Annotated in this window: 21 protein-coding genes and 7 tRNA genes; 16 read left to right on the forward strand and 12 right to left on the reverse strand. The window is 40.1% G+C overall.

The features are described from left to right. Positions 1–35: 35 nt before the first annotated feature. The 6 genes from hldE to E2I05_RS17335 all read left to right on the forward strand — a co-directional run bounded on the left by hldE (position 36) and on the right by E2I05_RS17335 (position 5,660). Complete coding sequence (hldE, locus tag E2I05_RS17310) at positions 36–1,466, forward strand: bifunctional D-glycero-beta-D-manno-heptose-7-phosphate kinase/D-glycero-beta-D-manno-heptose 1-phosphate adenylyltransferase HldE (RefSeq protein ID WP_121852878.1); 1,431 nt, start codon at positions 36–38, stop codon at positions 1,464–1,466. Further along, positions 1,463–2,320 carry a hypothetical protein gene (locus E2I05_RS17315; RefSeq protein ID WP_121852877.1) on the forward strand — a complete coding sequence of 286 codons (858 nt, stop codon included), beginning with the start codon at positions 1,463–1,465 and terminating at the stop codon, positions 2,318–2,320. The genes hldE and E2I05_RS17315 overlap by 4 nt, the downstream gene beginning before the upstream one ends. Before the next feature lie 254 nt (positions 2,321–2,574). Next, the gene (locus tag E2I05_RS17320) at positions 2,575–3,036 is read left to right on the forward strand and encodes a TetR family transcriptional regulator (RefSeq protein WP_121852876.1); all 462 of its coding nucleotides are present in this window, start codon (positions 2,575–2,577) and stop codon (positions 3,034–3,036) included. Positions 3,037–3,261: 225 nt separating this feature from the next. Further along, complete coding sequence (locus E2I05_RS17325) at positions 3,262–3,633, forward strand: hypothetical protein (protein ID WP_133309722.1); 372 nt, start codon at positions 3,262–3,264, stop codon at positions 3,631–3,633. Beyond that, positions 3,630–3,962, forward strand: a complete 333-nt coding sequence (tnpB, locus tag E2I05_RS17330) for an IS66 family insertion sequence element accessory protein TnpB (protein WP_133309503.1) — start codon at positions 3,630–3,632, stop codon at positions 3,960–3,962. Before E2I05_RS17325 ends, tnpB begins: the two co-directional genes overlap by 4 nt. 90 nt (positions 3,963–4,052) lie before the next feature. Then, positions 4,053–5,660 (forward strand): IS66 family transposase, encoded by a 1,608-nt coding sequence (locus E2I05_RS17335; protein ID WP_133309504.1) that lies wholly within the window; start codon positions 4,053–4,055, stop codon positions 5,658–5,660. A gap of 108 nt (positions 5,661–5,768) precedes the next feature. Here E2I05_RS17335 and E2I05_RS17340 read toward each other — a convergent pair whose 3' ends face one another. From E2I05_RS17340 to E2I05_RS17390, 11 genes are all read right to left on the reverse strand, one after another. After that, entirely contained in the window at positions 5,769–6,440 is a 672-nt protein-coding gene (locus tag E2I05_RS17340; protein WP_121852497.1) for a class I SAM-dependent methyltransferase, read from the reverse strand. A 114-nt stretch (positions 6,441–6,554) separates the two neighbouring features. Further along, positions 6,555–6,629 (reverse strand) — tRNA-Gln (locus E2I05_RS17345). Between the two features lie 28 nt (positions 6,630–6,657). Then, positions 6,658–6,742 (reverse strand) — tRNA-Leu (locus E2I05_RS17350). 59 nt (positions 6,743–6,801) lie between these two features. Continuing rightward, positions 6,802–6,878 (reverse strand) — tRNA-Met (locus E2I05_RS17355). A gap of 1 nt (position 6,879) precedes the next feature. Next, positions 6,880–6,954, reverse strand: a tRNA-Gln gene (locus tag E2I05_RS17360). A 28-nt stretch (positions 6,955–6,982) separates the two neighbouring features. After that, a tRNA-Gln gene (locus E2I05_RS17365) sits at positions 6,983–7,057 on the reverse strand. 51 nt (positions 7,058–7,108) lie between these two features. Beyond that, a tRNA-Leu gene (locus E2I05_RS17370) sits at positions 7,109–7,193 on the reverse strand. A gap of 27 nt (positions 7,194–7,220) precedes the next feature. Next, positions 7,221–7,297, reverse strand: a tRNA-Met gene (locus tag E2I05_RS17375). A 158-nt stretch (positions 7,298–7,455) separates the two neighbouring features. Further along, positions 7,456–8,547 carry a redox-regulated ATPase YchF gene (gene ychF / locus E2I05_RS17380; RefSeq protein WP_121852496.1) on the reverse strand — a complete coding sequence of 364 codons (1,092 nt, stop codon included), beginning with the start codon at positions 8,545–8,547 and terminating at the stop codon, positions 7,456–7,458. Between the two features lie 80 nt (positions 8,548–8,627). Further along, positions 8,628–9,212, reverse strand: a complete 585-nt coding sequence (gene pth, locus E2I05_RS17385) for an aminoacyl-tRNA hydrolase (protein ID WP_121852495.1) — start codon at positions 9,210–9,212, stop codon at positions 8,628–8,630. A 163-nt stretch (positions 9,213–9,375) separates the two neighbouring features. Beyond that, entirely contained in the window at positions 9,376–10,563 is a 1,188-nt protein-coding gene (locus E2I05_RS17390) for an FAD-dependent oxidoreductase (protein WP_121852494.1), read from the reverse strand. Between the two features lie 973 nt (positions 10,564–11,536). Between E2I05_RS17390 and E2I05_RS17395 the strand changes: the two genes are divergently transcribed. The 7 genes from E2I05_RS17395 (at position 11,537) to E2I05_RS17425 (ending at position 19,318) form a co-directional block, all read left to right on the forward strand. Beyond that, entirely contained in the window at positions 11,537–12,589 is a 1,053-nt protein-coding gene (locus E2I05_RS17395) for a hypothetical protein (protein WP_133309768.1), read from the forward strand. A gap of 193 nt (positions 12,590–12,782) precedes the next feature. Beyond that, positions 12,783–14,207 carry a tRNA (N6-isopentenyl adenosine(37)-C2)-methylthiotransferase MiaB gene (gene miaB, locus E2I05_RS17400; protein ID WP_121852492.1) on the forward strand — a complete coding sequence of 475 codons (1,425 nt, stop codon included), beginning with the start codon at positions 12,783–12,785 and terminating at the stop codon, positions 14,205–14,207. A 126-nt stretch (positions 14,208–14,333) separates the two neighbouring features. Then, positions 14,334–15,380, forward strand: coding sequence for a PhoH family protein (locus E2I05_RS17405; RefSeq protein WP_121852491.1), 1,047 nt, complete (start codon positions 14,334–14,336; stop codon positions 15,378–15,380). Further along, a complete protein-coding gene (gene ybeY, locus E2I05_RS17410) occupies positions 15,370–15,825 on the forward strand; it encodes an rRNA maturation RNase YbeY (protein ID WP_121852490.1) in 456 nt (151 codons plus the stop codon). The genes E2I05_RS17405 and ybeY overlap by 11 nt, the downstream gene beginning before the upstream one ends. 42 nt (positions 15,826–15,867) lie before the next feature. Continuing rightward, entirely contained in the window at positions 15,868–16,740 is an 873-nt protein-coding gene (gene corC, locus E2I05_RS17415; protein ID WP_121852489.1) for a CNNM family magnesium/cobalt transport protein CorC, read from the forward strand. Next, positions 16,730–18,304, forward strand: a complete 1,575-nt coding sequence (lnt, locus tag E2I05_RS17420) for an apolipoprotein N-acyltransferase (RefSeq protein ID WP_121852488.1) — start codon at positions 16,730–16,732, stop codon at positions 18,302–18,304. Before corC ends, lnt begins: the two co-directional genes overlap by 11 nt. A gap of 627 nt (positions 18,305–18,931) precedes the next feature. Further along, positions 18,932–19,318: a hypothetical protein gene (locus E2I05_RS17425; protein WP_121852487.1), complete on the forward strand. Its 387-nt coding sequence runs from the start codon at positions 18,932–18,934 to the stop codon at positions 19,316–19,318. A gap of 810 nt (positions 19,319–20,128) precedes the next feature. On the opposite strand, the gene E2I05_RS17430 is transcribed toward E2I05_RS17425, so the two are convergent. Next, the gene (locus tag E2I05_RS17430) at positions 20,129–22,606 is read right to left on the reverse strand and encodes a hypothetical protein (protein ID WP_133309770.1); all 2,478 of its coding nucleotides are present in this window, start codon (positions 22,604–22,606) and stop codon (positions 20,129–20,131) included. Between the two features lie 274 nt (positions 22,607–22,880). Here E2I05_RS17430 and E2I05_RS17435 point away from each other — a divergent pair, with 274 nt between their 5' ends. From E2I05_RS17435 to preA, 3 genes are all read left to right on the forward strand, one after another. Then, positions 22,881–23,639, forward strand: coding sequence for a hypothetical protein (locus tag E2I05_RS17435; RefSeq protein ID WP_121852485.1), 759 nt, complete (start codon positions 22,881–22,883; stop codon positions 23,637–23,639). 179 nt (positions 23,640–23,818) lie between these two features. Next, complete coding sequence (locus E2I05_RS17440) at positions 23,819–25,192, forward strand: NAD(P)-dependent oxidoreductase (protein ID WP_121852484.1); 1,374 nt, start codon at positions 23,819–23,821, stop codon at positions 25,190–25,192. After that, on the forward strand, positions 25,179–26,453 hold the full coding sequence (gene preA / locus E2I05_RS17445; RefSeq protein WP_121852483.1) for an NAD-dependent dihydropyrimidine dehydrogenase subunit PreA: 1,275 nt from the start codon (positions 25,179–25,181) through the stop codon (positions 26,451–26,453). The genes E2I05_RS17440 and preA overlap by 14 nt, the downstream gene beginning before the upstream one ends. Positions 26,454–26,634 lie beyond the last annotated feature (181 nt).

Here is a 26,634-nt window from a genome sequence, read left to right on the forward strand (position 1 = left end):
CAATTCATGTTAATTTTGTCTAAGAATAGAAAACAATGAAGGTTTCTCTGCCAGCGTTTGAAGACGCAAATGTGCTTGTTGTTGGTGATGTCATGTTGGATCGTTATTGGGCCGGTACTACTGGACGTATTTCACCTGAAGCACCAGTGCCTGTGGTTAAAATCGATCAAATAGAAGATCGCCCAGGTGGAGCAGCAAATGTTGCATTAAACATTGCAAGTTTAGGCGGCCAAGTTCAACTTGCTGGCATTGTAGGTAAAGATGATACAGCAACAGCTCTCAGTGAGAGTTTGCAAAGCCGTGATGTAACGCCACAATGGCTGAAAATACCCAACAAACCTACCATCACAAAACTTCGTGTATTATCACGTCACCAACAATTAATTCGACTAGATTTTGAAGAACCTTTTGCCCAAGAAGACAGTGATGCATTACTCAAATTAGCCGAGAAACAACTTAACGGCATAAAAGCCGTCATTATTTCTGATTACGCTAAAGGAGCTATTCAACAACCTCAAGACTTTATTAAGCTCGCCACAAAACAAGGAATCAAAGTATTAGTTGATCCTAAAGGCAATGACTTTTCTCGTTACCGTGGTGCTAGTTTAATCACTCCAAATTTAAATGAATTCGAAGACGTTGTTGGAAAAGTGAAATCTGAAGCGGACTTACAAGAAAAATCGCAACAATTGCTTAAGCAATATGACATTGAAGCCATCTTGATTACTCGCTCAGAAAAAGGCATGACACTGGTTACACTTGATACACCTGAATTACACATCCCTACTGTTGCTCGTGAAGTTTATGATGTAACAGGGGCTGGCGATACGGTAATAGGTACACTGGCGACATGCATTGCAGCTGGTAGCTCATTGCAACAAGCTTGTGCCATTGCCAATACGGCTGCAGGAATCGTGGTTGGTAAGTTAGGTACCTCAACGGTTTCTCGCATCGAATTGATAAAAGCGCTTGCCGAGCAACACGGTGAATCAGGCCTTGGAGTGATCACGGAAGAGCAGCTCATGAACACCTTAGTACAGGCCAAAGAAAGCGGTGAAACCATTGTCATGACGAATGGTTGTTTTGATATTTTACATGCTGGCCACGTAAGTTACTTAAACCAAGCACGTCAACAGGGCGACCGACTTATTGTTGCGGTGAACAGCGATGATTCAGTAAAACGCTTGAAAGGTGAAGGTCGTCCAGTAAACACCGTTGATCGTCGTATGGACGTGTTAGCAGGCCTAAGCTCTGTGGATTGGGTTGTACCTTTTAGTGAAGACACACCACAGCGATTAATTAGCCAATTATTACCTGACTTACTTGTTAAAGGTGGTGATTACAAAATTGAAGACATCGCTGGAGGGAAAGAAGTGATTGCCGCGGGTGGAAAAGTCCAAATATTATGTTTTGAAGATGGCATATCAACAACCAAAATTATAGAAAACATTATGGCTAATCAGTGATAAGCAGTTTTTTCTTATTATCTGCCAGTTATTGGGTTGATATCCATACTCAACGCGCGTTAGTGTGCGATATCAACCAATTGAGTTTCTGCCTACAGCAATTGCCCGAATCAAGTTTGACTCACCTCCCTCAAGATGCAAAGCAGTTGAGAGAGGTGATGGGTCATCGACATGCAATGGTGCTTCCGATAACGCAACCAGAAAACATATCTGGTCTAATTTTATTAAATAAAGAGGTGGAACCCAAAAGCGTTATCACTTTCATCGGTAGGCAAACGCTTCAACTTAATTTGTTTCGTCAACAAGAACTCAGCTTATGGCATGAACAAGGTCACCTTGCAAACAAACAGCTTCAAGCAACGATTCTTCCTCAACAATTATCGCGTTATGAACATGAATGGTTAGCTGACGTATACGTACTATGGCGGAGCGTGAAAGAAACGGGCACGCTAGAGCTTGCATGGCAGCAATATCATCGACGCAATTTGGCCGCAATTGATGATCCTATCAATTTAAGCCACTGGAGTAGCCCTTATTTACTGCGATTAATGTCTGAACTATCAGTTACTCAAATTCAACAGTTTTCTCAATATTCTGACTTTGTAAAAGCAAGTTATCTTAAGTTAAATTCTATTAACCCTCGTCGTCAAAAAGAACTCAACAATCTGGTTAAATTTATCTTTAATAACAATAAAAGCAGTGAATTGCCGAATTATTTATACTGGCGACGCGCAGAGCTGAATGCTTTACTAAAACCTACTTTTATTCACTTACTTGGTGAATCTAAAACTGAAGCCTTACTCAACTCTCTCATGCTAATAACGACGGTAGACGGTAAACTGAATCCCTCCTGAACAATTTGATTAATTAAAAGAAATCCATAATTTGCTTTGGTAAGCTCAAACACCAATCAAGCAAATATCTTTTATTTATCGAAATTAGAAAAACTAGACATGGAATGTAAATTATAACGAGGACACCTTAATAATCGTTCTGGATGAATCAGAACAAATTTGAGGACTAGTTGAGTTGCGTTTACTCATATAACTCTTTGTTCTAGTAAGTAAACCCATATTCATCTAATTCCAAACAATGGGAAAATGATCTTATGGCCAAGCGTTCTAAATCTCAAACTGAGCTCACAATAAATCAAATTATGGATGAAGCGTTAAAACAAATCCTAACGATAGGCTTTGATGCAATGTCTTACACCACATTATCTGAAGCAACGGGCATCAGCAGAACTGGGATCAGCCATCATTTTCCTAAAAAAACCGACTTCCTACTTAAACTCGATGACCGTATTGGTAGTATGTTTATAGACTCTCTTGACTTCTCATCCGTAGAGCAGTTGAAATCTTCTTGGAAAGCTGCATTAGAAAAACCTAAATACAAAGCAACTCTCAAATTGTTTTTTAATTTATGCGGCAACAAACCAGAGCATTTTAATCGTTTTAAGGCCATTTCAGATACACATGAAAATGCACTAACAAGTTTAGGAAAAACTGGTGAGGACACCATTTATGATCTCATCGGTTACAGTGCATTATATTTATTCCAAGCCGATTAGATTTCATTCGACACACCAAAAGCTCCCATATTAAGCCTACGATGTTCAGTTAATTTTGTCGTCACTCCAGCGAAAGCTGGAGAGGCGGTATAGTAACTAAATTTTCAATGAGTTATGTAACCCACAGTAACTTTGGCTTAGATTAGTGTGAGTTTACGGCAGCATAGTGCAACTTTAACCCAATAATTTGATGTAATGATGGCAGATTAATTATCGGAGCCCATCATGCCAAATATAGAGCCATTAACTCGCGTCGCCACAGTCTTCGCCCATTGGCGCATAAATAAGCCGAGTCGCGGAACTAAAATACCAAACACTCTCCGCGAGCAAGCCATTTCATTGCTAGAGCATTACTCATCATCACAAATTTGCACCGCTTTACGTATCAGTAGCTCTCAATTTAAACAATGGTGCCAGGTATCAAACTCGGCAGAGTCCATTACAGACTTCATTGAATTACCCAACTTACCTGAGGTCATCAAGCCCAATTCCCCAGTAAAACTTGAGTTGAATCTATCTAATGGCGACAATATTCATATACAAGGTGTGGTGGATGTTCACTTTATTTGCGCCCTTATCGGGGCAATGAAATCATGATCTATTTAACTTCCAACAGTCGTATCTTCATTGCGACTCAGCCTGCTGATTTTCGCTGTGGTATCGATGGACTGGCGGCCGTGTGCCAACAGCGCTTGTCGAGTAATCCGCGTTCAGGCTCGATATTCGTCTTCATTAATCGCAACAAAACCATGATACGAGCCCTCACTTATGAGCATAATGGCTTTTGGCTGATGACCAAACGGTTATCAAAAGGAAAATTTCATGGATGGCCACGTCATCATGGCGTTATGCAACCGATGGCTGCGGCACAATTACGGCAATTACTGAGTGGTGAACCTTATTTATCTTCAAGTCGCTTGAAATAAATCGCACTTACCGGTTGATTATTTTATTTATCGGATCATACTGCCCGCCGAATTCATTTTTCCTATTCGCCTAAGCTGGACTGTCCTTTAATGAGTAAACCGTTTACTGATATCGACCACAACGCGCTGGAAGCACTGATAGTTCGTGTTACTGAAGCCAAAGAGCATGAATTAGCACTGTCTCCAGAAGATTGTCAGTTGTTACTTGATGCCTTAGTGACGTTATCGACGATGCAGCAACGATTAACCAATCACGATGTCACCGTGCACAAATTGCGTAAGTTACTTGGCATTGAAAAGTCTTCAGAAGCCTTGTCTCGTGTCAGTAAAAGCAATAAAGGAAGCGGTAAACACACTGCGGGTAAAAATCGTAAACCCAAAGAGAGCGGTGAAGATTTCACTCCCGCTAAGCCAGTTGTGATAGTGCATCAGAGTACAGATGTGAAAAAGGGTGATAACTGCCTAGAGTGCCACATGGGTAAAATGTACAAAACCGACCCAGGCAGTTTACTGCGTATCACAGGGCAAAGTCCGTTTAAGCCAGAGCAGCATGTCATGGAGCGCTTTCGCTGTAATGCTTGTGGCGCTTACGCTACCGCCGCTTTGCCAGTTGAAGTGTTAGCCGACGGGAGCGAGCAACAAAAATACGGCTACTCAGCTCGGTCATTAATGGCCATACACAAGTATTTTGCCGGGTTGCCGTTTTATCGCCAAGGGAGCATTCAAAAGCTGCTTGGTGTCAAAATCACTGCGTCTACTGTGTTTGACCAAGTTGAATATGTGGCCAATGATATTTACCCTGTTTATCAAATGTTGGTTAACCTCGCGGCCGATGCGAAGCATTATTATCTCGATGACACGACTCACCGAATTTTGGATGCTACGCCAATAGAAAAACCGGTGCGTAACAGTGACAAGACACAAATGCGCAGCGGCGTGTACACATCAGGTGTTATTGCGACCACTCAAGCCAATGATAGTATCGTGTTGTTTGAAACTAATATTGGTCATGCTGGCGAATTCATCGATAGCCTGTTGCACAAACGCGGTACTCATCAATCTAGGCCGATAATGATGAGTGACGCTCTGGTCAGTAATCGCCCTACGGTAAGAGAATGTCTGCTGTCATTGTGTAACAGTCATGCCAGACGACAATTTGTTGATGTCATTAACCATTTCCCCGATGAAGTCGAGCACGTACTGACACGTTATGGTGAAATTTGGGCTTACGAGCAGCACACTAAAGAGCAAAAGTTTACGGCAACAGAAAGGCTGAGTTACCATCAGCAACATTCGTTGCCTGTAATGAAAACCATCAAGCAGTGGTGTACAACACACCTTAACGATGAAACAGTTGAAGAGAATAGTGGTTTAGGTAAGGCGATGCGATATTTTGTCAAACACTATGTTGGCTTGAGCTATTTTTGCCACTACGAAGGTGTATACATCGATAATAACCGTATCGAAGCCATGTTAAAAATCATCGTTCGTGACCGAAAAAATGCGATGTTCCATAAGACGTTACTTGGCGCTACGATTGGTGATGTCATCACGTCAATGATTGCAACAGCAAGTGAAGCTGGCATCAATGTGTTTGAGTATTTCACATTTTTACAGAGAGAGAAGGATAAAGTGAAAACCAATCCTGAAGAATACCTACCGTGGAATTATCGAGAAACAGTCGGCACTGAAAAATAATACAGCTGTAAAAAATGGACTTGGGCTAATCGCCTAGGTCTAGCTGTACCTGAAATAATTTAGTTTTGCACGCTATGCTGCCGTAAGCTCACAGATTAGTGTACATTCCTAAAACTTTTTTCCTTTTGCGACAAAGATTGCTACACACGAGTGAATGTTGATATCAACAAACTCAAAGTACCGCTCCAGCTCTTCTTTTAATGTAATTAAATCATCGTCTTGATTACTAAAAACGCTTTTATTATTGTAAAAGTTCATCAATTTTTTAGCGAAAAACCCGACAGAACAACCACGCCCAAGTATCGTACTTCCGAATAAAACGCCATCTTCGGTGAGATATTGAGACAAGTGTTTAAATATGACGGACTTGATGCTTAATTTTCCCGGTAAACAATGCAGTAAGTAATTAATACTGATTGAATCGAATGGTTCACAATCAAGCTGTATCGGCTCAAGCACGTTACCTTGATAGATTTCAGGCTTGAATCTTGAAATACGACCTGAAGCCGTCATAAGGCTATTTGGATTTAAATCCAACAACACGATTCGAGGAGCTGTATGAGTTAAGTAATTATCTAAGTAGTACCCAGTTCCCACACCGACATCAAGGTGGTTTGCTGTTGCGTATTTTTCGAAGTGCTTACCTATCAGTTTTGTAGGGCATTTCCAAATATAAGAATTAGAAATCCACAACACCCAAATATCATAAATTCTCAGAATTGACTGAGTATAAACAGCTTGACCCGCCTCAACGGAAGATTGTTCAGAAGTATTAGACATGAGAACTAGCGACAATTAACAGTTATCACTAAGTGTAGCTAAGGATAAGTAAATAAATTCTGAATGATTTTTAGAAAACTAAAAAGCCCCGTCATAAGACGAGGCCTTAAAGTATGGCTGGGATACCAGGATTCGAACCTGGGAATGCCGAGATCAAAACCCGGTGCCTTACCACTTGGCGATATCCCAAAAATCTGTTTATTCAGTCTAGAATAGATGGTACGGGAGGAGAGACTTGAACTCTCACACCTTGCGGCACCAGAACCTAAATCTGGCGTGTCTACCAATTCCACCACTCCCGCATCGAGACTGATTTACTAATTCTCTCAATTAGCTGCCATTATAACCCATAAAAAAATTATGGTAGCAATGGCGGGACTTGAACCTGCGACCCCAGCATTATGAATGCTGTGCTCTAACCAGCTGAGCTACATTGCCATGGCTGGGATACCAGGATTCGAACCTGGGAATGCCGAGATCAAAACCCGGTGCCTTACCACTTGGCGATATCCCAATATCTAAAAATAAAGAAAACTAAAGAATGGCTGGGATACCAGGATTCGAACCTGGGAATGCCGAGATCAAAACCCGGTGCCTTACCACTTGGCGATATCCCAATCATGTAACTCTTTACTTTTATTACTGAGCAAATAACCTCAGCTTTAAAATGGTACGGGAGGAGAGACTTGAACTCTCACACCTTGCGGCACCAGAACCTAAATCTGGCGTGTCTACCAATTCCACCACTCCCGCACAAACTCAATTTTACATCTTGAAAGATGGTAGCAATGGCGGGACTTGAACCTGCGACCCCAGCATTATGAATGCTGTGCTCTAACCAGCTGAGCTACATTGCCACTTTATGTGTTCCTTGTTGGGAACGGGGCGTATTATGCTTATTCGCCCCAACTAGGTCAACTGCTTTTTTGTCAAAACATCACTTGTTTCATCCGTTAGGCTATTACTTAGCCATGAATGACACAAGAAGATGAAAAAAAGAGCTAATCGCTATTTTTTATACATTAAATAAGAAATGCATCACATCACCATCTTTTACAATGTAAGTTTTGCCTTCTACTTTTAGCTTACCAGCTTCTTTCGCGCCTGCTTCGCCTTTGAACTCGATGAAATCATCGTAAGACATCACTTGAGCTCTAATAAAGCCGCGCTCAAAATCAGTGTGTATCACACCGGCCGCTTGCGGAGCCGTTGCACCAATCGCAACTGTCCATGCACGCACCTCTTTTTCACCCGCTGTAAAATACGTTTGCAAATTTAAAAGTTCATAACCTGCACGAATAACACGGTCTAACCCAGGTTCTTCAAGCCCAAGCTCAGATAAGAACTCAGCTTGTTCTTCTGCATCCATTTCAGCCAGTTCTGACTCAATTGCAGCACAAACAGCAACAACAACAGCATTTTCTTCTTTCGCAACGGCGCGAACAGCATCTAGATGAGGGTTGTTTTCAAAACCATCTTCGGCAACATTAGCGATATACATTGTTGGCTTTAGGGTTAAGAAGTTCAAATAGCGGACTGCAGCTAATTCTTCTTTTTCTAATGCCATTGAACGCAGCATTTTGCCTTCATCAAGTACTGGACGCATTTTTTCAAGTACAGTGATCTCAAACTTTGCGTCTGCATCACCGCCTTTAGCTTTTTTCGCCTGACGTTGAATCGCTCTTTCTAAACTATCTAGATCCGCCAAGGCTAATTCAGTATTGATGACATCAATATCGCCAGTAGGATCGATTTTGTTTGCCACATGGATAATATTGTCGTCTTCAAAACAACGAACAACGTGACCGATTGCATCTGTTTCACGAATGTTAGCAAGAAACTTATTACCTAAGCCTTCACCCTTTGACGCACCAGCCACCAAACCCGCAATATCAACAAACTCCATTGTGGTTGGCAATACACGTTGTGGGTTAACGATTGCCGCCAGTGCATCTAGACGAGGATCCGGTACAGGCACAACACCAGTGTTTGGTTCAATGGTACAAAACGGGAAGTTTGCCGCTTCGATGCCTGCTTTAGTCAACGCATTAAATAGTGTGGATTTCCCCACGTTAGGAAGACCAACAATGCCGCACTTAAATCCCATAACTTTTTATACCTTTTTACTCATAATAAACACTAAAGCCGACACTCTTGGTATCAGCTATTGATAATTTTATTTAATTGTTAAACTCTAAACGAATGCAGTTTTAACATAGCTGCACTCATATCTTGCTTAAATAACACTTCAGTAGAGCGAACCGCTTCGTCAATGACAGCATCCATCAGCTCTTGATCTGTTGGGCTCGCTTTACTTAATACATAATTACTCACTAAACGCTTGTCACCCGGATGACCTATACCAATCCGCAGGCGATAGAAATTCTTATTATTAGCAAGCCGTGCAATGATATCTTTCAAGCCGTTATGACCACCATGTCCGCCGCCAAGTTTAAATTTTGCGACTCCAGGCACCATATCTAACTCATCATGAGCAACAAGGATTTGCTCTGGCTCAATACGAAAAAAATTCGCTAAGGCAGCAACAGATTTACCACTGAGGTTCATAAAAGTTGACGGTATTAATAATCGAACATCTTTTCCGGATAAATTGATTTTAGCGGTCAACCCAAAGTACTTGGCTTCAGCTTTAAAGGTAGCACCACTTATCCTCGCCAGCTCATTGATATACCACTCACCAGCATTGTGACGTGTTCTAGCATACTCAGCACCAGGATTCGCCAATCCAACAATCAATTTTATGTCTGCCATTTCTGCTCTTGTTCAACATTCTAGATTAAAAAAGGCGGCATTTTAGCATTTATTGATTTTATCAACAAATGAAAGACCCGCAGCAGCGAAGTATCCTATTACCTTATCGTCATTACAACCAAAGCTAGAATTAAACTATATGCTTAAGTTGTAATGAAGGTAATCAACCCAAACCCATTGCGTATTTAAGTACCTTCTTCTTTATAGGGGAATCAAAATTAGCCATTTTTAACGCCAAGTTCCTTAACACTTTTACAGGAAAGTTATTATTGCTAAAACTTTTATAAAACGCATCCATTCCAGTCATCATTAACAAATTATCTTTGTATCTTTGCTGTTGGTAGCCAGCGAGTACTTGCTCGGCATACCAATATTGATTACTACCAAGCGCTTTTGCAACTTGATTCACTAACGCATCAACATCCTTAAAACCTAAGTTCACACCCTGCCCGGCTAATGGGTTAATGGTGTGCGCTGCATCCCCTAATATCACCACATTTTCAGCATAATATTGATTAGCATGGCGACGCGTTAACGGAAATGCACCTTTATTAACTACAGTGAAATTTGGATCTAATCGCTCAGGGAAATATTGCCTAATTTGCTGGGCAAGTTGTACAGGATTTAGTTGCATCAATTTCGCGATAACTTGTGGTGAATCATACCAAACTAAAGAAGCATTGTTGCCCGGTAATGGTAATAAACTCCGCGGACCTGCTGGAGTAAATTGCTGCCAAGTGACTGTTTGCTGTGGAGTCTGAGTTTCAATGTTAACTAGCATAGCTGACTGCTTATAATCCCAGCCAGACAAACCGATTCCAGCCCATTGTCTTACTGCTGAATGAGCTCCGTCGCACCCTACCAGCAGCTTGGTATCAATTACGTCTCCTGAATCCAACACAATTTGGACAAATGAATCGTGTCCATCCTTACGCTCAAAACTTTCTACTCTAGCAGGGCTCAATACTTCCACATTACCTAAAGCCTCTAACTGCTGCCACAAACCAAGTTGAACCACACGGTTTTCAATAATATGACCAAGATGGCTACTGTTAATCTGCTGACTATCAAACTGAGTAATAAAATCATCAAGTTCCCACGTTTCAAGTCCAGTGTAGACAGCATTCCGCATTCGTTTAATTGCCGACCAAGCTCCAAGGCGTTCAAGCAGTTTTTCAGATGCTACACTAATGGCTGAAACCCTAACATCCAAAGGTTGAGTTTCACAATAATTCTGCGGAGGAGAATGCTCAATCACAGTAACAGACAAGCCAAGTTGAGCCAGCCCTATTGCTGTAGCAGCACCAATCATTCCTCCGCCGACGATGACGACGTCAGTCACTTTAGTCATTATCACTCCACATTTAATCACTACCGTAATGGTATAACGGGCATTCACAGGGAAGTTTAAGCTGTTTAATCTGCCATAAGGGATCTAGCGGTTTAAAAAGTACCAATCTTTGTCATACCAGCGAAGGCTGGTATCCAGTGACTTTTATATAGAAAAAAGCAAAGGCACTAGACTACCGACATACAAGACTGTCGTTACTTCGTTTCCAGCCTGCGCTGGAGTGACGAGAACTCATCGGTATACTTTCTTCCGCAACTTTCCTAAGGTGCTGAAACGTTGCAACTCAAGACAACAGGCTAACTTTATGTTTTATGCCAAAAGCGTATAAATAGCATATATTAAATCAGTCGCTACTATTCTAAACTAATTCTTTTAATCTTATAGACATTATTTTATGTCCGTAGCCTCCAATTCTACTAGGATCTGTTGATCTTTCGTGATTGTTTTTGCAGCGATAAATTGGTTATTTTATGCAAGGCAGAGTTTGTGAGGTTTGGTTATTATCGACATACAAAACTGTCGTTACTTCGTTTCCAAATAAGAAAACGATAACGCAGCGCCTTTTATTTAGAAAGAGCGACCAATTTACGCTGCCTTCGATGCTTTTGAGCATTCACTGTTCTGTGTTGTGATCAGCTCACATAGATGGCTAAGCATCACTGCTCACGCCTTGAACAGATAAATGCTCAAATAGCACAAAATTTAATCCTGAAAGATCAACAGACCCTAGCTTTAGAGTAAGACAAGAAAATTTTCCAACAAAAGAGCTAACCGACTTAGACAAAGCTTATCAGGCACCTCCAAAGCCTAAAACTCCAATTCACATGAAGGATGACGTTCGAGCTCCTGAACCTCAGGGTTATACCAATTACAGTAATTGGTATAATGTAAGAATTATGATTAACCTTTTTTAACTTAAGCCATTAATTACAAAAAGATATACTAGTTTAATTATCTTTTTGAGAACGTCTTTATGAGCATACCTGAATTTACTTTTCCAGTTGAAAGATTTGATGTTTCACTGCTAACTATCGAACAAAATAAACAGATCCATCATCTGGCAAAAAGTACAACCTCAACTAGTACCTTTGTTAAGCTCACTTTTCAAACGTCTGCAGGAGTGAAGTTCAAGTATGATGCAAGAGTTTCACAAACCAATAAAAAAGACATTGCTATTAGAGCTCTCCACAAAAATGAAGATCCCAAGTCGAAAAGATTCTTACAATCATTAGTAGCACTGTGTAACTCAACACCAATAACAGAGCCAAAATCTAGTTCAAAACCAAAATCGGATAAAAAAAGTTGGGGTATTAGTTTTCATAGAAATAAAGACCAAACACCTTCAGACATAGCAAACCAGTCTCAAGTATCAACAGAAACTTGTGATCCTGAGCCAACAGAAACTCAAAGTAACTTGGATGCAGAAGCTGAAACTCAGGCTGAATCTCAAGCTGAATCTCAAGCTGAATCTCAAGCTCAATCTCAAGCTCAATCTAAAGCTCAATCTAAAGCTCAATCTAAAGCTCAGTCTAAAGCTCAGTCTAAAGCTCAGTCTAAAGCTCAGTCTAAAGCTCAGTCTAAAGCTCAGTCTAAAGCTCAGTCTAAAGCTCAGTCTAAAGCAAAAACTTCAGCACAATCTGCTGATAACGGTCAAGATATTCTCACTGCAGAATTTTTAAAAGAGCTCGGATTTGAAGATGACACCTCCAGTAAAATAAATACTCCTCAAGGAGCCAATCCATTCGGATATGACACTGCTCTCGAAGATGATGAATCTTCAAAAATGGAAGTTACAAACAATAACAATCCGTTCGGATTCGACACTGATCCCGAAGATGAGCCCGATTCAACTCCGCCCTTACCTTTAGATCAAGCAGCACTAAAAAATACTGATGAAACCTCACCTATTAGTAAAAATACAGATGAAAATCAAAAAATAACAACAGAGCAACTTGAACCAACACCTGTAAGACCGATGAGAAAAAAAGAAAGAGAAAGACTTGAAGCACAAGCTTCTAAGAATTAAAGCCCACAATGACGCAATCGTCTAAACCAGTATTTTAATGTTGTGGAAAACCGCCATAGTAGACCATTTTAGCTTTATTTTTAGATTACAATCACGCTTCTCAGCGCACAAAAGCTAGTCATGTGAGCATTCTGGCGGTAGAATGCTGAGCTATTTTTTTCCGTGCCGATTAGATACAGAGTGACACAAACTGATGAGTAAAAAACTCCACATTAAAACCTGGGGCTGTCAAATGAATGAGTATGACTCATCTAAGATGGCTGATTTAATGAACGAATACGAAGGTTATACATTAACTGACGAGCCAACAGAAGCAGACGTATTGTTGCTCAACACTTGCTCGATTCGTGAAAAAGCACAGGAAAAAGTGTTTCATCAGCTCGGCCGCTGGAAGACATTAAAAGATAAAAATCCTGATTTAATCATTGGAGTCGGTGGCTGTGTTGCTTCGCAAGAAGGCAAACACATTAAAGAACGCTCCCAGTGTGTTGACTTAATATTTGGACCACAAACTCTTCACCGTTTACCGGAAATGGTAGAACAAGTGAAAAATGGCGACAAAGTCGTTATTGATGTGAGTTTTCCTGAAATTGAAAAGTTTGACCGCTTACCAGAGCCTCGTGCCGACGGCCCAACTGCCTTTGTATCTATCATGGAAGGTTGCAGTAAATATTGTTCTTTCTGTGTAGTGCCGTACACCCGAGGCGAAGAAGTCAGTCGACCCCTTGATGATATTATTCTCGAAATTGCGCAATTAGCCGAACAAGGTGTCCGTGAAGTAAATCTACTAGGCCAAAACGTCAATGCTTATCGTGGTGAGACCCATGATGATGATATTTGTACTTTTGCAGAATTATTACGTTATGTTGCCGCCATTGACGGTATTGATCGTTTGCGTTTTACCACCAGCCATCCAATTGAATTCACCCAAGACATCATTGACGTCTATGAAGATACGCCTGAGCTTGTAAGCTTCTTGCATTTGCCTGTACAGTCAGGTTCAGATCGCATTTTAACCGCGATGAAACGTGGGCATATGGCACTTGAATACAAGTCAATCATTCGTCGTTTGCGTAAAGCTCGTGAAGGTATCTTAATAAGTTCTGATTTTATCATCGGTTTCCCCGGTGAAACTCAGCAAGATTTTGATGACACGATGAAGTTGATTACTGACATCGAATTTGATCATAGCTTTAGCTTTATTTATAGCGCTCGTCCGGGCACACCAGCATCAGATCTACCTGATGATGTGCCGCTAGAAGAGAAAAAAGAGCGCTTGGCAAAACTACAGCATCAAATTACTCAATTTGCGTTACGTTATAGTCGTCACATGCTCGGCACTGTCCAACGTATTTTAGTCGAAGGGCCATCTGTTAAAAACCCTATGGAACTGCGCGGCCGGACAGAGAACAATCGTGTGGTTAACTTCGAAGGGCAACCTAAGCACATCGGCACCTTTGTTGATGTTGAGATTGTTGATGTATACACCAACTCTCTACGCGGTAAGTTTGTACGCGGTGAAGATGAAATGGATCTTCGTCGCAATTTACGGCCAGAAGATATCTTAGCTAAACATAAAACCGCTGATGATACTGGTGTTGAAGTGTTCAATCCATAATTGAATGTGAATGGTATAAGATCAGGGCAGCTTAGCTGCCCTTTTTTGTCGATATTGCTAGCATTGAGCATAGTCGAATCGTAAACTGTGTTCGTTTTATTTAATTTTGTTGATTTGGAGTATTGCTTGTCCAGTAAATTGACCACGCTTAATTTGTACCTTGAACCTGCTGAGTCTCGTCGCCTCGCCTCTTTATGTGGCCCGTTTGATGACAACATCAAACAACTTGAACGTCGTATCGGTGTCGAAATCAGTTACAGCAACAATCACTTTAAAATTGTTGGCCAGCCTCAAAACTGTTTGAGTGCAAACAATTTATTGCGTGATCTTTATATTGAGACTCAGCCTGTAAGAGGCAGTACACCAGATCTTGAGCCTGAAAAAGTACACCTCGCGATTCAAGAAGCGGTTTCGGTAGAAGCTTTCGATAGTGCTGATGAAAAAGAGTTATACATTAAAACTCGCAAAGGTGTCATCAAACCTCGTAATCCAAATCAACGTCAATATGTCGCTAATGTTGTTCGTCATGATATTACTTTTGGCGTAGGCCCTGCTGGAACTGGTAAAACCTATCTCGCTGTTGCAGCAGCAGTTGATGCGTTAGAACGTCAAGAAGTTCGTCGGATCCTGCTAACTCGACCAGCTGTTGAAGCTGGCGAAAAACTCGGTTTTTTACCTGGTGATTTAAGCCAAAAAGTCGACCCATACTTACGTCCTCTCTATGATGCACTGTTTGAAATGTTGGGTTTTGAGAAGGTCGAACGCTTAATCGAAAAAAACGTTATTGAAGTTGCTCCACTCGCCTACATGCGTGGACGCACCTTAAATGATGCCTTTATTATTCTTGATGAAAGCCAAAATACTACCGTTGAACAAATGAAAATGTTTTTAACTCGTATTGGTTTTAATTCACGGGCGGTAATAACTGGTGACATCACTCAAATTGACTTACCCAAGCATGCGAAGTCAGGATTACGTCATGCCATTGAAGTACTAAAAGATGTTCCTGAAATCAGCATCAACTTTTTTGCTTCACAAGACGTCGTTCGTCACCCTGTTGTTGCTCGCGTTGTTGAAGCTTACGAAGCACAAGAGCTAAAAGAACACCGAGAAAAAGCACGCAAAGAAGAAGCGTATCGACAATCTACCATGGTAGAAACCGATGAAGCTTGAACTTGACCTTCAAATCGCTACCGATGAAAACTTACTGCCAACTCAAGCAGAGTTTGAACTTTGGGCGCATACTGCGCTCAAACCCCATATAGACAATGCTGAGTTAACGATACGATTGGTTGACGAACCTGAAAGCCAACAGCTCAATAATGATTATCGCGGTAAAAACAAACCGACCAATGTACTGTCTTTCCCTTTTGAAGTGCCAGAAGGGATTGAATTACCATTATTAGGCGATTTAGTAATTTGCGTTCATGTAGTAAAAGTTGAAGCTCAGCAGCAGAATAAACCATTAAAAGCCCATTGGGCACACATGGTTGTACATGGTTGCCTTCATCTGCTAGGGTATGATCATATTGACGATGGCGAAGCCGTTGAAATGGAATCGTTGGAAACACAACTGATTGAAAGTTTAGGATTTGATAATCCATATAAGGAGCAATAATTAATTTAATTCATATTTTTTGGTTAAATTAATAGAGAAACTATGAGCGACGACATCCCCCCGAGTACCAGCGCCCAAAAGAAAGGTTGGTTTGACCGCGTCAGCCAAATGTTTCAGGGCGAGCCTCAAAACCGTGAAGAACTCGTTGATGTAATTGATGATGCAGAAATGCGCGATGTCATTACAGAAGACACCCGAGAAATGATTAAAGGTGTACTTGAAGTATCCGATCTTCGAGTGCGGGATATTATGATCCCACGAGTACAAATCGTGACTTTAAACATCGGCGATTCTACTGATGATCTTCTCAAAACCGTTATAGCCTCATCTCACTCCCGTTTTCCAGTGATTAATGAAGATAAAGATCACATTGAAGGCATCCTACTGGCTAAAGATTTACTCAAATTTGGGTTTAACCAAAGCGAAGAAGCTTTTTCCATTGATAAAGTAATTCGTTCAGCGGTAGTCGTTCCAGAAAGCAAACGTGTTGATATTCTACTTAAAGAATTCCGCAGCAACCGTTACCACATGGCCATTGTTGTCGATGAATATGGTGGTGTTTCTGGGCTTGTCACGATTGAAGATATCTTAGAAGAAATCGTTGGTGAAATTGAAGACGAATTCGATCATGAAAATGAAAATGAATGTGAAATCCGTCAAATCAGCAATTCTGTATTTTCAGTAAAAGCCTTAACGCCAATTGATGACTTCAACGAAGAATTCAATACGAATTTCAGTGATGAAGAGTTCGATACTGTCGGTGGTTTGGTTTCCCACGCTTTTGGTCATTTACCCGAGCGCGATGAACAAATCATGCTTGATGGCGTTGAGTTTACAGTAACAAATGCCGATAATCGCCGCTTAATCCAGCTAAGAGTTAAATTCTTGGAGCCAAAAGTCCAAAGTGCTAGCTAATTTATTTTCGAGCCGCAAAATCATTACTCGTTGTGCGGCTGCTTTCATTACTGGTGCCAGTTGCGTACTGGCATTTTCCCCTTACGATATCTGGATTGTGCTTCCAATTGCGATGGGGTTTACGCTTTGGCAATCAAGAGTTCTCACTCCGAAACAAAGTTTTAATTATTGGCTTAGTTTTGGTTTTGGCTACTTTGCTATAGGCATTAGCTGGGTACACGTCAGCATGGCAAATTATGGTGGATTACCACTCGCAGTTTCTATGTTACTTATGGCAATGCTGGCATTGTACTTAGCCCTTTTTCCTGCATTTACAGGTTACCTTAATCAGAAACTCACCCAACCTTTCATTCAAAATAAAAGTGCGTCTGAAATATTTCGAACATTGTTATTATTCCCTGCCCTTTGGGTAACGTTGGAGTGGTCAAGAGGTTGGATGTTAACAGGTTTTCCGTGGCTTTGGGCTGGCTACAGCCAAACCGAAGGGCCACTGGCTTCGCTTGCCAGTAGTATTGGGGCACTGGGAATAAGTTATGTAATTGCCATGATTGCCGGCCTGATTGCTTTATTACTACAAAAACGCTGGCTTCCTACCATTGTAATCTTGCCTGTCATTTTACTTGCGGCTTGGGTGTCACCCAAATTTTCGACCATTGAGCCAACAGGTGAATCGATGAAACTCGCTATGGTTCAAGGCAATATCCCTCAAAGCACAAAATGGCAACCCGAAGCGTTATGGCCAACCATGATCAAGTACATGGACTTAACTCGAGACAACTTTGATGCTGAAGTCATTATATGGCCTGAAGCGGCGATTCCTGCCCCAGAAGCACTGGTTGTCGACTTTTTAGAGACTTCTAATAAAGCCGCTAATTTAAATAATAGCGCCATTGTGACTGGCATTATTAGCCAAAAACAAAGCCATTTTTATAATACACTCATTACATTAGGCAACAGTAATCAAGCAGAGCAACCCGCTGGCGATTATGTTCCACACAGTAACAATGAATATAAAAAACACCATCTGCTACCAATTGGCGAATTTGTCCCATTTCAAAGCCTTTTAAGACCTTTGGCTCCGTTATTTAATTTACCGATGTCATCGTTCAGTCGTGGTGACTACATACAACCAGATTTACGCGCTCTGGGTTACAAAATTACACCAGCCATTTGCTTTGAAATTGCCTTCCCTGAGCAAGTACGCGCTAATCTAAAACAAAACAGCGACGTGATACTTACTGTGTCCAATGATGCATGGTTTGGCACTTCAATTGGACCTTTGCAACACATGCAAATTGCACAAATGCGTGCGATAGAGCTGGGACGCCCAGTATTACGTTCTACCAATAATGGTGTCACCGCGCTGGTTGACGCTAACGGCATTATCATTAAGCAAATACCACAATTTGAAACTGCTGTATTAAGAGCCAAGGTACCACTTGTGAAAGGTAAAACACTATTTTACCAACTAGGTCAATGGCCTATATTGTTTTTATGTTTCTCCATAATCCTTTTTTTTGTTGGAAAAGCTGTTTTTAGTACTCGTAAAGCCAACAATATTTAACGACCGCTCAAAGCATAAGTGATGAAGGTGAACTCATAGTTAAGACTTGATTAAGTTTAACCGAAAAACCTCAGTTGAGCGTTGAGTATACGAGTAACTGTTTGAGAAATAAGATAAATTGGTTATTTTATGCAAGGCAGAGCTTGTGAGGTTTGGTCATTATCGACATACAAAACTGTCGTTACTTCGTTTCCAAATAAGAAAATGATAACGCAGCAGAAATGACCAATTTACGCTGTCTTCGATGCTTTTGAGCATTCACTGTGTTGTGTTGTGACCAACTCACTTAGATGGCTAAGCATCACTGCTCACGCCTTGAACAGATAAATGCTCAAATAACACAAAATTTAATCCTGAAAGATCAACAGCCCCTAAAACACATAAATAATATAGATAACTTCTAGCAGAACATTTTAACTTCGGTAAAATTAAATATCTTCCCTTAGTTCCATTAAAAGCGAGGCTTTATCGAAGCAATCTATTCGTTTAAAAATGCTTTCTTTGGCAGCCTTGACACGGGTATAAATGGAATGAAATCTCGCATTCCATTTACTTATAAAGTAAATATCCTCATTTCAACAAGTATGTAAACATAGCTAAAAGCGAAATAATACGAGGCTAAAAATAATGAAAAATAAATTCATTAAACAGAAAGTTGTGTTGTGTCTACTTCTCGGGGTAGTTCCTTTCGCGCAAGCAGAGATAAGTTGCGTGGCTTCATATCAATATTATGACGGAAGCTCTTGGCAACATGAAACTGAAGATATGCCAGAAAACTTTAACGCAGGAAACATTCAAAAATTTGATGCGGATCGACAAGAAGCTTACTACTCAGTACTCATTAATACGCAAATGACGGAAAAAGGAGAAGCGGATATAATTCTGAGCATAACTTTCCCTCCTGATTATATAAAAGGGACAACATCTGAGTTTTTAAGTAATGAACAGTCCGATTACATGATAGCTCATGTAGATGGAGACACTGTTTACAAAGTTGAGTGTAATAAGCCCTAGGGGCTGTTTATCTTTCGTGATTATTTTTGCAGCGATAAATTGGTCGTTTTATACAAGACAGAGCTTGTGCGGTTTGGTATTCCAAATAAGCAAGCGATAGCGCAGTAGAAATGACCAGTTTACGCTGTCTTAGATGCTTTTGAGCGTTCACTGTTCTGTGTTCTGTATTCTGTGTTGTAACCCGTTTACTTAGATGACTAAGCTTCACGGCTTACGCCTTGAACAGATAAACGCTCAAATAGCACAAAATTTAATCCTGAAAGATAAACAGCCCCTAATAAACAGTATCTTAAGCTTAATGTAAAAAAGATAGTAAAAAGGCTTCATTGTAGTCAGGTACTAAAGAGTCATAATGAACGCAACGTAACTATGGACAATTTTCAACTTTCTCAAGGGGAATTCATCAGCAAATCCTCAGGGCAACCGCACGAGTGAGTGATATATAATACCAATTACAATAATTAATCTTTTTAGTGTGTAGAGTATTTCAAGCTCGTAACTGTTTGACGGTGCAATGAGCCTAAAACATCAGTTGAACGCTGAGTATACGAGTAACTGTTTGAGCAATACGATGATTTTCACCCAATGAGTGAAATGCTCTTCGCTCACAAGCTTGCTAAAATGACTGCTATCTGCGTTGTAACTTTTGCAAGTAGAATAACTACTTGCAAAAGTTACGCCTTACTATCAGCCATTTTTTCTACGCTTGAGAACGCAGTCAACTGATGTTTCTAGGATGAGAGATGAAATCAAAATTTCTACCTCGGATTTGGATATCTTCTTGACTTGCAACCCCTCAACAAATAAGAATCATTCCTTTCTGTATTTCTCATAGTCTATTTCAAAATTTCTAGGATGCTCAGTTAAAGCAAGTTTAAACATTACTTTTGCCTCTTTACCTAACTGAGCCATATTAGTGAGTAATGTTGTATTTAGGCAAACTGTTTTATTTCCAGGTAACGCAAGTTGAAGTCCCCCATCTTCCTGCACCTCTACAAAGACAGACTTTTCAAATAACACTAATTGTTGCTGTAAAGCTGACTCAGCGGGCTCAGCTACAGAGGTAGCTGACTCAATAGTTTCTGTTGTTTGTTTTTTCTCAGTTCCAAATGAAGTAAAAAAACCTTTAATTTTTTGTGAAAAATTAGCAGTTTGTGTTGAAGAACCCTTAGTTGAAAATACTTCAAGCAATCGTCTAAACTCTTGAAGCATCATTTGTTTTGAGGGCCACAATCTAGAAAGTAACTCGATTTGAATGACTGGGATATAATTATTGAAGGTTCTTAACTCTCTGTTGCTAACAAATAAATCAGGATTTACCTTAACATATATCTTCCTTACGATCTGAGGAAACAAATCAACGTCACGTACGTCATAATTTACCTGATCTCTTGTTGAATTTTCATTCCAAATTGTTGTTACAGAATTCTCGCGCACTTCACCAAAACTTTTTGATATTTGCTCATTTACACTGTCTCGGTCACTGTTCAATATATTAAAAACTATTTCAATATTAGCGAATAACATATTACGCATACTCTCCGAAAGGACACCAAGATTGCCATGTTTCCTTAACCAATCTGAAGTATCTTCTGTCGTTAAAGGAGGTGGAACAATGACTTGCTCATCTTGCTTTGCTGTATTGAGTTTACTAACAACCAATTCGCATATATCAGAATCACCAATTAAAGGGTATCTAGATTCGGTTTCGGAAATGTTAAAGTTATCTCTAAGAATAGTAAGCTTGTCTTTGAGAGGTGTGTAATAATTTTCAATATCTTCAAGGCTAAGCTTTTTCTCAAGCACTTTAGCCTCAAATTGACGAATAAAAGTATTGATAAGCCTCTCTTGTCTTTCAGTAAATACAAAACTTTTCAATTCCTTAAGTTTATTTTTCATTCTGTTAAAGCTGCTTTTTACTTCGGGTTCAATTAAAGACTGATTTTTCTTTGAAACTGAGTGTAAATCTATCTTTGTAAGCTGACTCAACCATTTATTAATCTGTTCTACAGGTTTAAATATTTTATGTAATAGTGGTCGATACGCAATTTTGGAAAGTTGAGTAAACATTTGATCTCTTATTGAACGGTCTGATTCTTGTTCGTATTCATTTTGCAGTTCACTAAAATGTTTTCTTACTTCTGGTAAATGAAACGGCATACGATGACTGCTGTTTGACCTTGCTATTTGAATGATCATTTCGAGTTTTGAGCACCATTCACTACGTGAGCTTTTCAATGTAACAGTGTCTAACAAGTTCAAACTTTTCTGAGCCCTGCTTGTACCTATAAAATGATACTTCCCCGTTGCAGATGCTTCAAACAATGTAATTAATTCGCTCGACACGGCTAAAATACAATGTTCGTATTTTTGCTGATCAAAAAGTGGATTATTGGAATAAAACTTTTGTAATGACAAACCAGTATGAGTAGGTATCAGTCTGAGTCGAAACTTTTCATCGACCTTATCTTCGACATCTTTACGTGAATGTACAGGAGGAACAAAGGTAGATCCTTGACCAAATATGTCAGAAAAAGCGAGTACAAATTCATTTTCTATAAACAACTTTACTGCTTCTGGGTATTGCTCTTTACTATTTCCTTTATTTTGCAAAACGTAAAAATTAGATTCATCCGCTGTAACCCAAATTGGCAGTACATTGCCGCCTTTAATAGAGGAACTTGCGGTAAAAACATCATTAAATTCGTAACAATTAGCACATAATTCAGTATTCACTAGTACAAATTGTCCATGGTGTCCCTCTATAGGGTTAAAGTAAATTACGGGCTGATTTGCAAGTTTTGCTATTAATAGTATATTTGCAGAAACAGCAGAACTACTCATTAAAGAGCTAGACACTCTATTAGTATTACTTCTAAGGTAAAGTGATTTGGGTAAACAAGCCGATGAGAGCAGACACTGATCTCCAATAGGCAACGATAGAGCATTGTTAAAGCTGTCATAATCACTCAGACTTCCGCTTTCAGATAAAAATGATTCAGTTAACGGTGACTCTGTAGAAGTCGACAAACCCATCAAATTCATTACATGTTCACTGCCGTGCCTGCCATTATCATCAACAGGAATAATGGTCAAATTTAGATTGGCTTGTTTAGAAGACTCTTTTAATAAAGAAACTCGAGAAATCCCCTCCTGTTCTTGGTCTAAGTTCGCAAAGGGATTAGTTAATGATGTAAAAATCTGCTCACTTTTTTTACTATCATATAAAGTAGGTTCCACTCCACTCGCAAAATCAATTGCTTTTCTTTTAGCAAGATCATCTGGCACGGTTGCACAATTTAAGCTAGAAGGTGAATAAGAATTACTGCTGCTCAAAGGAGGAAGAGAAGACGCCATATTATACTCATCAAAATATAAGTTTTAGTATGGTAGTAGAAGCTTACTGAAAATATCCTGAATGCTTTATGAGTTTCATTGTTTAATAATGCGCTTACATAAATCGAAATTCTAATAATTTTATTTTACTCTGATTGCATATTGAATCCAAACATCACTAATGTTAGCTTGAGATAATAAAAATCTAATAAAACAAGGCGATGGAATGTCTCAGAAAAATATTTTCTTCTTTTTTATTGTAATCATTATTGTTGCTGGCATTTCTTATCAACAAGCAGGCTCTGATTCCAAATCTATACCACCAGCAAAGCAGATACCGCTTACAAGCAGTTCAGAACTTGATGCCAATCATTCTATCGCTTCATTTCAGTCACAAGATATAAATGAAAGCCAAGAAAAACATAAAGCTACGCTGACTGAAGTTTCGGGAGATGAAAAGCAACAAGAATTACAGCAAAAAATTGAACGCTTAACCCAAGAGCTTGCTAGTTTAAATACACCGACTTTTTGCACTGAATATAATGCTGAAAAAAACAGGTGTATTACCTTTCCAACTGACATTAATATTGAAGAACATTTATTTGTTAGAAATGGGGCTGTAGATGCAGAGCCAGTGCAAAGCTTAATTCAAAGTGATAATTTTAATGTTATTTTGGAAGAGCTTTATAATAACAAAACGTCCGAAGAAGCGATTGAGATTGAAGCACAACTCAATGAACGTTTGAACAGTTTATGGAATCAAGGGCTAGAAGGAAATGCCAATGGGTTTTATTGTGGCAACAACATATGTGCTATAGAGTTTACCGATATAAACACTGAATCATATAAAATTGCCGCCAAAGTACTTCACGGAAAGGATGATAGACTAGGTGTCATATTCCAAAGCCCTGATAATGGTCGGCTCATTTATATTATTAATGCACAAGGCGGAGTTTCTTCGACGGCTAAAGTCACTCCTCATTGAGCTGTATTTCTGCAATTTATCTCTTACTGTTAACTCGTTGAGGCAGTTTTCTTTCTTGTATGCTCTACAAGTTGAATACTGCCTGACAAAATCCTTTTTATATGCCTGCTTAAATTGCGAACCGCTTTCCTCATACCTATAGTCACAAGTTCCGTTAAATTATCAACTATTGTGTCTTTATGAGTGACAGCAAAAAAGATCCGGATATGAGTAGCCATAGGTTACCCAATGATGAATACCTTAAAAACTTCTCTGACATAAAGCCCCCTCTTAGTCAGTATGAAGCCCATATTGAAGCTAATCGTTGTTTATATTGTGAGGATGCACCTTGCATATCAGCCTGTCCGACAGGCATTAATATCCCTTCTTTTATTCAAAAAATTGCCGATAAAAATACCGATGGTGCCGCCACAACAATTTTAGACTCAAACATACTTGGCGGCAGCTGTGCACGCGTGTGCCCAACAGAAATACTTTGTGAAGGTGTTTGCGTACGCAACAAGTCACCAGAATTTTCACCGGTCAAAATTGGCCGCTTGCAACGCTTTGCATTAGATACTTATCAACCTGATCAACACCCATACCAGAGATCTCCAGCAACAGGTAGAACCATTGCTGTTGTAGGTGCAGGTCCTGCTGGATTAGCCTGCGCGCACAAATTGTCGCGGTTAGGTCATAACGTCACTATTTTTGATAAGCAGGCTAAAGCTGGGGGACTCAACGAATATGGGATTGCCCAATACAAAATGGTCGATAACTTCGCTCAAAAAGAAGTTGACTTCATCATGGCACTTGGTGGTATTCAACTGAAAACACAACAAGCTTTAGGAGAACAACTCCAATTAGATTCACTTCGTAATGAGTTTGACGCCGTATTTCTCGGTGTAGGTTTATCAAATAGTAAAGCACTAGGACTTGAACAAACAGACATTCACGGGCTTGAAAGCAGTTTAGATTTCATATCTGAATTAAGACAGTCGGACGACTTATCTCAAATAACCATTGGCAATAAAATAGTCGTCATTGGCGCAGGAAACACCGCGATAGATATTGCTTGCCAATCTAAGCGATTAGGCGCGGAGCAAGTGACGTTAGTCTATCGACGTGGTGAATCACACATGCCTGCAACCTCAAAAGAACTGGAATTTGCTAAACAAAATTCTGTCAAGATTATCACATGGGCGAGGCCTTCGAGCCTAAAGGTTATAAACAATCAACTTGTTGCTATTCAATTTGAAAAAACAGCCCTTGATACAAGTAACAATTTAATTGGCACTGAAAGCTTTTTTGAATTACCTGCAGACACAGTTTATAAAGCCATCGGGCAAAGCTTTTTATTTAATTGTTTTGCAGGCAGCGAGCCACCTGAATTAATCAACGGCCGCATCGACATTAATGAGCAATTTCAAACTTCTCTCAATAATGTGTGGGCAGGTGGAGACTGTGTTGTTCTTGGGGAAGATCTTACTGTCCAAGCTGTTGAGCATGGGAAGCAAGCCGCTGATTCAATACATCATCATTTAATATGGAGCAAAGGTAATGGCGACGCTTAAATCCAAATTTATTGGCATAACATCACCGAATCCTTTTTGGTTAGCCTCTGCCCCACCAACAGACAAAGCCTATAATGTATACCGAGCTTTTGAAGCAGGCTGGGGAGGTGTTGTATGGAAAACCTTGGGTGAAGCACCTGAGCCGATTAATGTCAGCTCACGATATTCCGCGCACAAAAGTCAATCTGGTGAAGTTATTGGTATCAATAATATCGAATTGATCAGCGACAGAAGTTTAGAAGTTAATCTTGCTGAAATACGTCAAACCAAAATCGATTGGCCCGATCGCGCTGTGATTGTTTCACTAATGGTGCCATGTGAAGAGGCAAGTTGGAAAGCTATGTTAAATAAAGTTGCAGCTACAGGCTGTGACGGAATAGAGCTCAACTTTGGTTGCCCTCATGGTATGCCTGAGCGCGGCATGGGCGCAGCTGTAGGACAAGTTCCTGAGTATGTAGAAATGATCACGGCTTGGTGTAAAAAGCACACCAAACTGCCTGTTATTGTAAAACTTACTCCGAACATCACCAATATCGTAACCTCTGCTATGGCGGCTAAAAAAGGTGGCGCTGACGCGGTATCCTTGATAAACACCATCAACTCAATTACCCAAATTGATTTAGATAGCATGGCTGGTGCGCCCAATGTAGGCGGTCAATTCACAAGCGGTGGTTATTGTGGCTCTGCAGTCAAACCCATTGCACTTAATATGGTTGGGCAGATATCCAGAAATAACGAAACTGGTTCATTACCGATATCTGGCATTGGTGGCATTTCAACGTGGCGAGATGCAGCTGAATTTATTTCGCTAGGTGCTGGCAATGTTCAAGTGTGCACTGCGGCCATGTTGCACGGTTTTAAAATCATTACAGAATTAACCGATGGCTTAGCCCGCTGGATGGACAGTAAAGGTTATCAAACGATTGAAGACTTCAAAGGCGCAGCCGTCCCACAACTTACGGACTGGAAACACTTAGATTTAAACTACCAAGTAATTGCTGAAATTAATCAAGATTCATGTATCGAGTGCGGTCGTTGTTATGCGGCCTGCGAAGATACCGCACATCAAGCCATTAAAGTCGAAAAATTAGAAAACGGACAACGACATTTTAGTGTGATTAATAATGAATGTGTCGGCTGCAATTTATGCCAAATCACCTGCCCTGTACCTGATTGCATAACTATGGTAAAGCAGCCTACGAGTAAGCCTAAACAAAGTTGGGATCAGCACCCTAAAAACCCGTTTAGGAGCAATAAGTAGCTAACCTGAGCTCTGCGTAACGAAATCAGTAAACGTTTGATAAAAAACAATGCCCAATGAATTATCTACAGTGCAGTTAGTTATAAGAAGTTGAAGGCGTAGTAGCGAAAAAATAGCTAGCTATTTCGAGCTGCTACAACGCTGAAATCCGCATAAATAGCTGTGCTGTAGAGGTTTGCTT

The organism is Parashewanella spongiae (genome assembly GCF_004358345.1).
In the GTDB taxonomy this organism is placed as follows: Bacteria; Pseudomonadota; Gammaproteobacteria; order Enterobacterales; family Shewanellaceae; genus Parashewanella; species Parashewanella spongiae.

What these genes read in the sequence shown, in the direction of transcription:
- hldE (WP_121852878.1), top strand. Translation starts at nt 36, where the DNA reads ATGAAGGTTTCTCTGCCAGCGTTTGAAGACGCAAATGTGCTTGTTGTT.
- E2I05_RS17320 (WP_121852876.1), top strand. Translation starts at nt 2,575, where the DNA reads ATGGCCAAGCGTTCTAAATCTCAAACTGAGCTCACAATAAATCAAATT.
- E2I05_RS17325 (WP_133309722.1), top strand. Translation starts at nt 3,262, where the DNA reads ATGCCAAATATAGAGCCATTAACTCGCGTCGCCACAGTCTTCGCCCAT.
- tnpB (WP_133309503.1), top strand. Translation starts at nt 3,630, where the DNA reads ATGATCTATTTAACTTCCAACAGTCGTATCTTCATTGCGACTCAGCCT.
- E2I05_RS17335 (WP_133309504.1), top strand. Translation starts at nt 4,053, where the DNA reads ATGAGTAAACCGTTTACTGATATCGACCACAACGCGCTGGAAGCACTG.
- E2I05_RS17340 (WP_121852497.1), bottom strand. Translation starts at nt 6,440, where the DNA reads ATGTCTAATACTTCTGAACAATCTTCCGTTGAGGCGGGTCAAGCTGTT.
- ychF (WP_121852496.1), bottom strand. Translation starts at nt 8,547, where the DNA reads ATGGGATTTAAGTGCGGCATTGTTGGTCTTCCTAACGTGGGGAAATCC.
- pth (WP_121852495.1), bottom strand. Translation starts at nt 9,212, where the DNA reads ATGGCAGACATAAAATTGATTGTTGGATTGGCGAATCCTGGTGCTGAG.
- E2I05_RS17390 (WP_121852494.1), bottom strand. Translation starts at nt 10,563, where the DNA reads ATGACTAAAGTGACTGACGTCGTCATCGTCGGCGGAGGAATGATTGGT.
- E2I05_RS17395 (WP_133309768.1), top strand. Translation starts at nt 11,537, where the DNA reads ATGAGCATACCTGAATTTACTTTTCCAGTTGAAAGATTTGATGTTTCA.
- miaB (WP_121852492.1), top strand. Translation starts at nt 12,783, where the DNA reads ATGAGTAAAAAACTCCACATTAAAACCTGGGGCTGTCAAATGAATGAG.
- ybeY (WP_121852490.1), top strand. Translation starts at nt 15,370, where the DNA reads ATGAAGCTTGAACTTGACCTTCAAATCGCTACCGATGAAAACTTACTG.
- corC (WP_121852489.1), top strand. Translation starts at nt 15,868, where the DNA reads ATGAGCGACGACATCCCCCCGAGTACCAGCGCCCAAAAGAAAGGTTGG.
- E2I05_RS17425 (WP_121852487.1), top strand. Translation starts at nt 18,932, where the DNA reads ATGAAAAATAAATTCATTAAACAGAAAGTTGTGTTGTGTCTACTTCTC.
- E2I05_RS17435 (WP_121852485.1), top strand. Translation starts at nt 22,881, where the DNA reads ATGTCTCAGAAAAATATTTTCTTCTTTTTTATTGTAATCATTATTGTT.
- E2I05_RS17440 (WP_121852484.1), top strand. Translation starts at nt 23,819, where the DNA reads ATGAGTGACAGCAAAAAAGATCCGGATATGAGTAGCCATAGGTTACCC.
- preA (WP_121852483.1), top strand. Translation starts at nt 25,179, where the DNA reads ATGGCGACGCTTAAATCCAAATTTATTGGCATAACATCACCGAATCCT.